The sequence below is a fragment of the Bradyrhizobium sp. MI1.4 genome, from assembly GCF_055811315.1.
The window spans coordinates 95931-106550 of record NZ_JBVVPP010000019.1 but is presented as its reverse complement, the minus strand read 5'-3'; the positions used below and the strand labels follow the sequence as shown (position 1 = coordinate 106550).

The following is a 10620-nucleotide window of genomic DNA, read 5'->3' as shown; positions in this document are numbered from 1 at the left end:
TTGTGCCTGTTCCTGGTCCGACTATGCCGCGTGCTGGCCGGTCCAGCCCCGCTCAATTCGCCTTCTTAACGGACGACTATGAAATCTAAGGCTACCCTCGTCGACGGTGACGCCGGCCCAAACCCGAGCTAGCAGAGTCTTCTTGCTGACAACTTCGCCAGCATGCTCGACAAGAACTGTAAGGATGTCCAAGCTACGGGCGCCCAACTGAAGTGGTACACCCGATTTTTCTAGACGTCTCCGCTCCGGGATTAATTCAAAGGGCCCAAAAGAAAAACTTTCTTTCGCGAGCCGATCTTCATTGACGACCGAGCCCACCATCATCATGCGTCCAACTGGTTGTGCCGCGCGAGCTACCTTGCCATGGTTGCCACTGAAATCAATGGACTGGTGAAGGCGGCGGAACTCAGCAGAGCATGTTCGCCCCTCTGTCGCGCACATGTGGCGGCCAGCGGACATCGCTCAGTCCGCACCAATAAATCTCGATTTTATGAGTACAGGGCCTACTCTGCGCTAATGAACGCCGCTTCCATGGCCTTCCGCGTCCTGATCGTCTCGTTGCCCGCGTCGAACTCGACATCGCTCCAGCGCACGATCTCGCCATGGGCGACGTCGTGCTTCAGCCTCACGCGATGCGCCAGCCCGATAGGCAGCGCGCCGGCCTTGAGGCTCGCGGCCGCCGGCAACAGCTTGCCCCACACCGTGTAGCCGCCTTCGCCGTCCAACATCTCGCCGGCGCGCAGATTGCGTTTTGCCACGGCGGCGACGTCGCCGCGGAAACCATGGGGCTGCCCGGTCGGCTCGCCCCGCAGCGCGGCCGACAGCACCGAGATGTTCAGCTCGAGGCCGATCAAATGGTAGGGCTTGTACATCGCCGCGTACCGTCCGCTGCCGTCGGTCTTGAGGCCGTATTGCCTGAAGCAGTCGGCGGCGTAGTCGTTCGGCGCCTCCAGCACGACGTAGACGCCCCAGCGCAGATCGCGAAACACCGGCCTTCCATCGCGCTCGAGCGAGGAGACCACCTCCACGACGCCCGATCGCTCCAGCACGCCGCCCTTGCTGCCCGGCCGCATGATATGCGGCAGGTCGTCGACGCCGCAGGGTGGAAACAGCAGGCCCTCCGCAGGCACGTCCAGTCCGCAGGCGTTCGCAATCGCGGCCATCTCGATCGCCGATTTGGTACCGTCGAGGAAGGAGTTGAACATCTGCGGATTCATCCCGGCCGATTGCGCCTCGCCCGCGGTCAACCCGTAATGCTGCCAGACGCTGTCGGGCGTCACGTCGTGATAGGCCGGCAGATATTTTGTGCCTTTGCCGGCGGCAACGACGTGAAAACCGGTGGCGCGCGCCCAATCCACCATTTCCGCGGTCAGCGCCGGCTGGTCGCCATAGGCGAGCGAGTAGACCACGCCGGCCTTGCGGGCTTCCTGGGCGAGCAGCGGACCGGCAAGCACGTCGGCCTCGACATTGACCATCACGATATGCTTGCCGGCCGCGATCGCCGCGCGGGCGTGTTTGATGCCGACGGCGGGATTGCCGGTCGCCTCCACCACCACGTCCATCGCGCCGCCGGCGATGGCGCGCGCGCCATCATCGGTGAAGACGGTGGCGGCGATCCGCTCGGCGCTCCAGCCCACCGTGCGGCAGGCCTCGCGCGCGCGGTCGCGATCGATGTCGACGATGATGGGTACCTCCAGCCCCGTCGTGTGCGGCACCTGCGCCAGGAACATCGAGCCGAATTTGCCGGCGCCGATCAGCGCCACACGGACGGGCTTGCCGGCGGCAGCGCGGGCCTGGAGGAGGCGGAAGAGGTTCATGTTGTTACCCGATCAAGTATGGTGGTCCGGACGCGGTGCAGCGCCATAAGCGCGTTCACGCGCGTCTTCGACGCACTATGGCGCTACTCCGCAGAGCCGGCACCCAGAAAGAAAACTATCCGTGTGGTATGGGCCCGGCTCTGCAGCGCACCGCTTCGCGCTGCGCTGCGTCCGGGGCACGAGAGTGTCCTACTCCGCCGCCTGCCGCGGCGCACGGGCGAGCCGCACCAGTGCGTCGTCCTCCACCGTCTTGATCGGTGCAAAATCGCGATGCGCGATGTACTCCGGCCGCGTCGGGGTACGGATGTAATTCGAAACCGCGTTCAGCGTCAGGTACACGATCTTGCGCGGATAGGGCGTGATGTTGCCGGCCGAGCCGTGCACGAGATTGCCGTGGAACATCAGCATGCCGCCGGGCTTTCCCGTCGGCGCAACGATGCCGCCCTGCTTGACCAGCCGCGTCACGGTCTCCTCGTCCAGCGTCCACAGCGGATAGGAGGTCGTCGCGAGGTCATGCGAGGCCTTGAGGTCGCCGGCGTTCTGGCTCTGCGGTACCAGCATCAGCGGGCCGTTGATCGGCATCACCTCGTCCAGGAAGATCGCGATGTTCATCGCGCGCGGCTCGGGCATGCCGTCGTCGCGCTTCCAGGTGCCGTAATCCTGGTGCCATTGCCAGACATCGCCGGTGAAGGCGGATTTCGCGTTGATCTTGAACTGGTGCATGTAGACCTGCTCGCCGAACAGCTGCTCGACCGGGCCGATCATGCGCGGATGAGCACCCAGAATGCCGAACGCCTCGTTGTAGAGATGCGCGGCAAAGGCGGTGCGTGGCGCGCCGCTCTTCTCGCGCCAGACTTCCGGCCGGTTCGTGTCATAGATGCCGACCGCCTCGCGCGCGAGGAGATCGACCTCCTCCGGACTGAACAGTTCGGGCAGGAACAGCCAGCCCTCGTGGTGGAAGAACTCCAATTGCTCCTGGGACAGTTTCACGGCGCGTCCTCCTGTTTTGATTTGTTGTCGCTCGTCTTGGCCGGCCATCCACGTCTTGGCAGTGGCGGTCGCTACGCCGCCGCCTCTTCCGTCGCCCTCAATCTCTCCTCAGTCATCCGTCCCGCCGTCTGCGCGTGCGCAAGCGCCGCACGTTCCGCCGCCTTCGCATCGCCCGCGAGAATGTGTCCGGCGATGTCGGCATGCTCGGCCCAGGCGCTGCCGCGGTAATCGAGCTCCGACAGCACCGTCGCCATCGAGCGGCGCATATGCGGCCATTGCGGCGTGATCGTCTCCTCGATCACGGGATTGCCGGAGAGCCGATAGATCGCGCGATGAAACGCGACGTCGAGCGCGATCAGCTCGGCGAGCGTGGTCTTGCCATCGATCCCGCGCCCGGCGGCGAGCACCGCCTCCAGCCGCGCGCGTCCCACCGCATCGCTTGCGGCGCGTTCGCCGGCAAGCCGTGCCGCCAGCGCATCGATCGCGCCGCGCACCTCGTAGAGCTGGCGGATGCGTGCGGGATCGAGCTGGGTGACTTCAAAGCCGCGCCGGCCGCTCTCGGCGACGAGTCCCTGCCGGTGCAACAGGTGCAGCGCATGCGACACCGGCTGGCGCGACACGCCGAGCCTGTCGGCGAGCTCGTTCTGCCGGATGCGCTGGCCGGGCTGCAGCGTGCGGTCGGAGATCGCCTCCAGGATCCGCGCATAGACCTGGTCGATCAAGTTCGGAAGCGGGTCGAGAGGGATCACGCCGGCAGCTCCGTGACCATGAGAGGGAATACGGAATTCCGTATTCGAAGATACGGCGAGAAGGGGAAGGGCGTCAAGCGCGGCCAAGGGGGCGACTAGCCTCATTCTTGCGCTCCTCTAAGCCATTGATATTGCTAATGCCGGCTACTGTGCATGGGGTTGTTTTCGAGAAAAAGAGGTGTGAGGCCCTTACTCAGCCAGAAACGCGCTCACGGCCTCGCCGAACTGCAGCGGTGCCTGCTCGAACATCCAGTGGCCGGCGTTGGGGATCACGGCCGTCTTGGCCCCGGTGATGTGCTCGGCCAGCACACGCCACATCACCGACAGGCTCCCCGTCGTCGCCCCGCCGCCGATCAGGAGGGTCGGGGTCGTGATCGCCTGCGCGTCCGCGAGCGTGTAGGGCCTGCGCTGCTCGTTGATCTGGCCGAGGAAGGTGATCGCGTTATCGCGCAATTGCTGCTTCGCCGCCGCCGGCACGCGCCGCCACGACCCGTCGCCTTCGATGCCTTCGTAGAAGTTCTGCAGCGCCCCCTCGACGTCGCCGGCGCGGATCATCTCGACCGAGCGCGCCGTGCGCGCGGCCAGCGGCGGATGCGCGGGCGTGCCCGCAGGCACCGGCAGGCTCGCATCGAGATCACCGCCGGGTTCTGCCAGCACCAGCTTTCGCAACAGATCGGGCCGCGACTGCGCCACACGAAAGGCGATGTGGCCGCCGCGCGAATGGCCCATCAGATCGACCGGCGCGGGTTCGACCTGCTCGATGAAAGCGATCACGTCAGCGACGTGCTGGGCCATCTTGTAATCGTCGCCGACGGCATCCCAATGTTCGGGAAAGAAATGCCGCAGGCTGACCGAGATCACGCGATGCGATTTCGACAGCGGACCGAGCACGGAGTACCAGGTGCGGAAATCGCCGAGCGTGCCGTGCACGCAGACCAGCGGCGGCCCCTCGCCCACTTCGAGATAGGCCATGTCGTAACCATTGACGCGAAGTGTCTGCATGATCAGCCCGCCAGAAAATCCAGCACCAGTTCGGAGAATTTCTGCGGCGCCTGCTCGAACATCGGGTGCGTTGCGTTTGGGATGACCGCCGTCCTGGAATACGGCACATGCGCCGCGAGCGCATGCAGCACTTTCGGCAGCAGGCCCTTGGTCCGCGCGCCCAGGATGAACAGCGTCGGCATCCTGATGGACTCCGCGTCGGCCTTCGAGAACGGCGGGCGGTTGTCGCGGACCTGGCCGATCAGCGTGAAGGCGTTGTCACGCAGATTCTGCTTCACCAGGGCCGGCAGCCGCGGCCAGGTGCCGGGCCCTTCCAGCGTGTCGACGAAGACTGCAAGGCCGCCGTCGATGTCGCCGGCCGCGATCTTCTCGGCCGAGGCCGTGAACCGCGCCAGCAACGGCGAGGGGCCGCCGGCATAGTCTGGATCGAGGCTCGCGTCGAGCTCCCCGCCGGGCTCGGCCAGCACCAGCCGCCGGAGCAGGTCCGGCCGCCGCTGCGCCACGCGGAAGCAGATGTGCCCGCCGCGGGAATGGCCCATCAAATCAACCGGGCCGAGGTCGAGTTCCTCGATGAAGGCGATGACGTCGTCGACATGCTGGGCGATCGAATAGGTGTCGCCAACGCCATCCCAGCGATCGGGGAAGAAGTGCCGCAGGCTGACGGCCATCAGCCGGTGCCGCTGGGACAGCGGACCGAGCACGCAGCCCCAGACACGAAAGTCGTTGAGCGAACCATGCACGCAGACCAGCGGCGGCCGCCCTCGGTCTTCGCCCACGTCGAGATAGGGCATGTCGTATCCGTTGACGTGGAGGCTTTGCATTCTGGGCTCGCAAACAGGGAAGGCGGAACTCCTGTGCAAGATTCCCGGAAACCGGGTGGATCGCAACTATTTCCAAGTCTAGATTTGAGCTCAGTTCACATTGGGGCATGCGAGGGGAACGCAAGCCAAGGACCAAGTTATGACCGACCAGCATTTTGCCCTGTTCGACAGCAAGATCGGCCTTTGCGCCATTGCCTGGGGTCCGCGCGGCATCAACGGCACGCAACTGCCGATGGGCGGTGAGCAGAAGATCCGCACCCGCATCAGCCAGCGCCATGCCGATGCCAGCGAAGCCGCGCCGACCGCCGAAGTACAGCAGGCGATCGACCGCATCACAAAACTGCTCGCGGGCGAGCCGGATGCCCTCACCGACATCCCGCTCGATCTCGACGGCGTGCCCGACTTCAACCGCGGCGTCTACGCCATCGCCCGCACCATTCCGCCGGGCAAGACCGTCACCTATGGCGACATCGCCAAGCAACTGGGCGGTGTCGAGCTGTCGCGCGACGTGGGCCAGGCGCTCGGCCGCAACCCGTGCCCGATCGTCGTGCCCTGCCATCGCGTGCTGGCGGCCGGCAACAAGCCCGGCGGCTTCTCCGCGAATGGCGGCGTGGTGACGAAGCTGAAGATGCTGGAGATCGAAGGCGCGCTGGTGAACCACACGCCGAGCTTGTTCGATTGAGGCGATGACGCCGCGGGCTAGATCTTCGCCGCCGTCTTCGGCCAATATTTATCGCGCAAATGCCGCTTCACCAGCTTGCCGGTTGGCGTGCGCGGCAGCTCGGCCTCGAAATCGATCGAGCGTGGGCATTTGATCGTCGAGAGGCGGCTCCTGCAGTAGGCGATCAGGTCGGCCTCGAGCTCCTTGCCGGCGCGCTTGGGATCGTGCGGCTGCACCACCGCCTTGACCTCTTCGCCCATCTCCTCGTTCGGCACACCGAACACGGCGACGTCGGCGACCTCGGGGTGGGTGATGAGCACGTCCTCGGTCTCCTGCGGGTAGATGTTCACGCCGCCCGAGATGATCATGTAGGACTTGCGGTCGGTGAGAAAGAGAAAGCCATCTCTATCGAGATAGCCGACGTCGCCGAGCGTCGACCAGCCTTTTGCGTTATAGGCCTTCTTCGTCTTCTCGGGATCGTTGTGATAGGCGAAAACCGGCGCGTCGGCGAAATAGACCGTGCCGATTTCGCCCGTCGGCTGCTCCGCGTCGTTCTCGTCCAGAATCTTGATGTTGCCGACCACGGCGCGGCCGACGCTGCCGCGGTGCTCCAGCCATTCTTTCGAGTTGCAGACGGTGACGCCGTTGCCTTCGGAGCCCGCGTAATATTCGATCAGGATCGGCCCCCACCATTCGATCATCTTGGCCTTGACCTCGACCGGGCAGGGGGCGGCGGCGTGGATCGCGCCCTTCAATGTCGAGACTTCGTAGCGGTTACGGACCTCGTTCGGCAGCCTCAGCATGCGCACGAACATGGTCGGCACCAGCTGCGCCTGGGTCACCTTGTACTTTTCGACCAGTTTCAGGAAATCTTCGGCGTCAAAGTGCTCCATGATGATGGAGGTGCCGCCGAGCAGGACCGCCATCATGTTGAAGCGCAAGGGAGCGGCGTGATAGAGCGGTGCCGGTGAGAGATAAATAGTCTCGGCGTTCATGCCGCACATGCTGGCGCAGAGCACGCGCAGAAACGCGTTCGGCTCGTCGATCGGCTTGCCCTCGAAAGCCTTCTTGATACCCTTGGGCCGGCCCGTGGTGCCCGACGAATACAGCATGTCATAGCCGGCAACCTCGTCGGCGATCGGCGTTGTCGGCTGTGCGGCGGCTTCCCTGTCGTAGGAGCGGAAGCCGGCTTGCGGCTCGTCCATCATGTAGAAGACCGGCTCGCCGGGCGCACCCTTGATCAGCGTCTTGATCTGGTCGGCACATTTCGGTGTCGTGATCACGACCTTGGCGCCGCAATCGGCGATGATGTAGTCGATCTCGTCCTGCTTTAAATAGCGGCTGATCGCGGTGTAATAGAGCCCGCTGCGTTGCGCAGCCCAGCAGATCTCCATAAAGGCGAGGCGGTTCTCCATCAGCAGCGCGATGTGGTCGCCGGCCTTCAGCCCGAGCGAGCGGAACAGGTGCGCGCCCTGGTTCGAGAGCTCGTCGAGCTCGCGATAGGTAATCGCCTTGCCGGTCCCGGCCATTTGATAGGCGATCTTGTCGGGTGTGGCGCGGGCGTGGATGGAGGGGTGTGTCATGTCTCTGTTTACGCGGCTGGGAGTAACGTTCCCCGGATATCCGGGGTCCATTGTGAGGCATGGGTCCCGGCTCTGCGCCGCAGCGTTTCACGCTGCAGCGCGTCCGGGACACGAGAGGGCTTACAGCCGCTCCACGATCGTCACATTCGCCATGCCGCCGCCTTCGCACATGGTCTGCAGGCCATAGCGTTTGCCGCGCTGATGCAAGGCATGCACCAGCGTCGTCATCAGCTTGGTGCCGGAGCCGCCGAGCGGATGGCCGAGCGCGATGGCGCCGCCATTGACATTGAGACGTTCCGAATCGGCGCCGGTGGTCTTCAGCCACGCGGTCGGCACCGAGGCAAAGGCCTCGTTGACCTCGAACAGGTCGATGTCGTCGATCGCCATGCCGGCCTTCTCCAGCGCGCGCTTGGTGGCGTGCAGCGGTGCGTCGAGCATGATCACGGGATCGCCACCCATCATGGTCATGTGGTGGACGCGCGCCAGCGGCTTCACGCCGAGCTGCTTCAGGCCACGCTCGTTCACCACCATCACGCCGGAAGCGCCGTCGCAGATCTGGCTGGCGCTGGCCGCGGAGAGCTTGCCATTCTCGGCGATCAGCTTGACGCCCTTGATGCCGTCGAGTGTGGCGTCGAAGCGGATGCCCTCGTCGATGTGGTGGGTGTCCTTGGAGCCGTCGGCGCGGGTGATCTCAAGCGGCACGATCTCCGTCTTGAAACGGCCGGCCTGCGTCGCCGCGATCGCGCGCTGATGACTGTTGTAGGAGTACTCGTCGAGCTCATCCTTGGAGAGGCCGTACTTCTCGGCCATCATCTCGGCGCCGGTGAACTGGCTGAACACGATGTTGGGATAACGCTGCTCGATACCCGGGCTCTTGTAATTGCCAAAGCCGTTCTTGGCGGGAAGCTGCGACGACAGGCCCATCGGCACGCGCGTCATCGATTCCACGCCGGCGGCGATCACCACGTCCATCGCGCCCGACATAACGGCCTGCGCAGCAAAATGCAGCGCCTGCTGCGACGAGCCGCATTGGCGGTCGATCGAGGTGCCCGGCACGCTCTCCGGCAGTTTCGAGGCCATGATGGCGTTGCGCGCCACGTTGTTGGACTGCTCGCCGACCTGCATGACGCAGCCCATGATCACATCCTCGACCAGCGCGGGATCGACCTTGGTGCGGTCGACCAACTCGTCCAGCACCTTCGCGGCGAGATCGGCCGGATGCCATCCGGCGAGGCGGCCCCCCTTGCGCCCACCGGCGGTACGCGCAGCGGCGACGATATAAGCCTCGGCCATGTCGGTTTCTCCCTGGATTATTTTGAACGGTTGGTTGTCGGGGCGGGATTTAAGGGGCGACCGGTTGTTTAGTCAATCGATCAATTAACTCTTGTGGGGAGGCGCTGCTTGGGCTTATCTGCGGCCGCTCTTCCGCCAAAATCCGGGATCTCCGTGACTACCAGCGTACCGAACAGGCTCCCCAGCGGAAAGAATTCCACGGCAGAGAAATTGCTCGTGGCCGCGAGCGAGCTGATGATCGAACGCTCCTCGATCGAGATTTCCCTGAGCGACATCGCCCAGAAGTCCGGCGCCAACGCCGCGCTGGTCAAATATCACTTCGGCAACAAGGACGGCCTGCTGCTGGCGCTGCTCGAGCGCGACGCAGGAACGGAACTGTCCAACCTGGAATATCTGCTGGCGCAGCCGATCACGCCGACCGCGAAGCTGAAGCTGCACATCGGCGGCATCATCCGCGCCTATCACCGGTTTCCCTACATGAACCGGTTGATTCACTATCTGCTGCACGAGAGCGTCGCGGGCTCCGCGGACGAAGTCTCGAAATTCTTCGTCGCACCGCTGCTGGATTTCCATCGCCGCCTGCTCGCCGAAGGTGTCAGTCAGGGCGAATTCCGCGCCACCGATCCCGTGCTGTTCTACACCAGCCTGATCGGCGCCTGCGATCATTTGTTCTTCGGCCGGCACGCGATGTCACGCGCGACCGGCGTCGGCCCGGTCACCGACGACGTCTGCCGGCAATATATCAAGCACATGGAAACGCTGATCTGCGGCGGCATTCTCACGAATATCGAGGAAGCCGCCGCGGCCGGATGATCCGGCCAGAACGCAGAAGTCTAGAGAAGAAACGCCCAAGGAAAAGGTTCGAGGAAAGGTACAAGCGATGCAGTTGAAAGACGTAGCCGTTCTCATCACCGGCGGCGGGTCGGGCCTTGGTGCCGCGACCGCCCGCGCCATGGCCGCCAAGGGCGCCAAGATCGGCGTGATCGACCAGAGCAAGGAAAACGCCGAGAAGGTCGCCGCCGAAGTGAAGGGCATCGCGCTTCATGCCGACGTCACCAGCGAGGAGCAGATCAAGGCGGCGATCGCCAATGCGGAAGCCGCGCACGGCGTCGCGCGCGTGCTGATGAACTGCGCCGGCATCGGCGGCTCGCAGCGCATCGTCGGCCGCGATGGAGTCTACCCGCTGGAAAAGTTCGCGCGCATCATCAACGTCAATTTGATCGGCACGTTCAACTGCCTGCGTCTGTTCGCCGAGCGCTTGGTCACGATCGAGCCGGTCGGTGAAGAGCGCGGCGTCATCGTCAACACTGCTTCGGTCGCGGCTTACGAAGGCCAGATCGGCCAGATCGCCTATGCAGCGTCGAAGGGCGGCGTCGTCGGTCTCACGCTGCCGGCCGCGCGCGACCTCGCGAGCCAGAAGATCCGCGTCAACACCATCGCCCCCGGGCTATTTCTGACGCCGCTGCTGATGGGCTTGAACGAAGAGGCCCGCAAGAGCCTCGGTGCCCAGGTGCCGCATCCCGCGCGTCTCGGCGACGCCAATGAATACGGGTCGCTGGCCGTGCACATCGTCGAGAACCCAATGCTCAATGGCGAAACCATTCGCCTCGACGGCGCGATCCGCATGGCGCCGCGGTAGAGCTCTTTTTCCTTCTCTCCTTGTGGGAGAAGGTGGCGCGCTCCTGAGCGCGCCGGATGAGGGGT

Annotated in this window: 11 protein-coding genes; 3 read left to right on the top strand and 8 right to left on the bottom strand. The window is 64.5% G+C overall.

The annotated features are described in order from the left end of the window. Positions 1-21: 21 nt before the first annotated feature. The 6 genes from AC0L23_RS21785 to AC0L23_RS21760 all read right to left on the bottom strand — a co-directional run bounded on the left by AC0L23_RS21785 (position 22) and on the right by AC0L23_RS21760 (position 5379). On the bottom strand, positions 22-321 hold the full coding sequence (locus AC0L23_RS21785) for a winged helix-turn-helix domain-containing protein (protein WP_473357429.1): 300 nt from the start codon (positions 319-321) through the stop codon (positions 22-24). A gap of 182 nt (positions 322-503) precedes the next feature. Next, complete coding sequence (locus tag AC0L23_RS21780; RefSeq protein WP_018453279.1) at positions 504-1817, bottom strand: NAD(P)H-dependent oxidoreductase; 1314 nt, start codon at positions 1815-1817, stop codon at positions 504-506. Positions 1818-2006: 189 nt separating this feature from the next. Continuing rightward, on the bottom strand, positions 2007-2807 hold the full coding sequence (locus AC0L23_RS21775; RefSeq protein WP_018453280.1) for a phytanoyl-CoA dioxygenase family protein: 801 nt from the start codon (positions 2805-2807) through the stop codon (positions 2007-2009). A gap of 71 nt (positions 2808-2878) precedes the next feature. Beyond that, positions 2879-3556 (bottom strand): GntR family transcriptional regulator, encoded by a 678-nt coding sequence (locus tag AC0L23_RS21770; protein ID WP_085350721.1) that lies wholly within the window; start codon positions 3554-3556, stop codon positions 2879-2881. A 189-nt stretch (positions 3557-3745) separates the two neighbouring features. Further along, positions 3746-4558 carry an alpha/beta fold hydrolase gene (locus AC0L23_RS21765; RefSeq protein ID WP_085385472.1) on the bottom strand — a complete coding sequence of 271 codons (813 nt, stop codon included), beginning with the start codon at positions 4556-4558 and terminating at the stop codon, positions 3746-3748. A 2-nt stretch (positions 4559-4560) separates the two neighbouring features. Then, a complete protein-coding gene (locus AC0L23_RS21760; RefSeq protein WP_085361210.1) occupies positions 4561-5379 on the bottom strand; it encodes an alpha/beta fold hydrolase in 819 nt (272 codons plus the stop codon). A gap of 139 nt (positions 5380-5518) precedes the next feature. On the opposite strand from AC0L23_RS21760, the gene AC0L23_RS21755 reads away from it, so the two are divergent. Continuing rightward, on the top strand, positions 5519-6061 hold the full coding sequence (locus AC0L23_RS21755; RefSeq protein ID WP_085361211.1) for a methylated-DNA--[protein]-cysteine S-methyltransferase: 543 nt from the start codon (positions 5519-5521) through the stop codon (positions 6059-6061). A 17-nt stretch (positions 6062-6078) separates the two neighbouring features. Here AC0L23_RS21755 and AC0L23_RS21750 read toward each other — a convergent pair whose 3' ends face one another. Continuing rightward, complete coding sequence (locus tag AC0L23_RS21750; protein ID WP_085385471.1) at positions 6079-7623, bottom strand: acyl-CoA synthetase; 1545 nt, start codon at positions 7621-7623, stop codon at positions 6079-6081. Positions 7624-7743: 120 nt separating this feature from the next. Then, the gene (locus AC0L23_RS21745) at positions 7744-8916 is read right to left on the bottom strand and encodes an acetyl-CoA C-acetyltransferase (RefSeq protein ID WP_018453284.1); all 1173 of its coding nucleotides are present in this window, start codon (positions 8914-8916) and stop codon (positions 7744-7746) included. Between the two features lie 210 nt (positions 8917-9126). Here AC0L23_RS21745 and AC0L23_RS21740 point away from each other — a divergent pair, with 210 nt between their 5' ends. Both AC0L23_RS21740 and AC0L23_RS21735 read left to right on the top strand, forming a co-directional pair. Next, the gene (locus AC0L23_RS21740; RefSeq protein WP_018453285.1) at positions 9127-9729 is read left to right on the top strand and encodes a TetR family transcriptional regulator; all 603 of its coding nucleotides are present in this window, start codon (positions 9127-9129) and stop codon (positions 9727-9729) included. Positions 9730-9796: 67 nt separating this feature from the next. After that, positions 9797-10555 carry an SDR family NAD(P)-dependent oxidoreductase gene (locus tag AC0L23_RS21735; RefSeq protein ID WP_018453286.1) on the top strand — a complete coding sequence of 253 codons (759 nt, stop codon included), beginning with the start codon at positions 9797-9799 and terminating at the stop codon, positions 10553-10555. Positions 10556-10620: the final 65 nt, after the last annotated feature.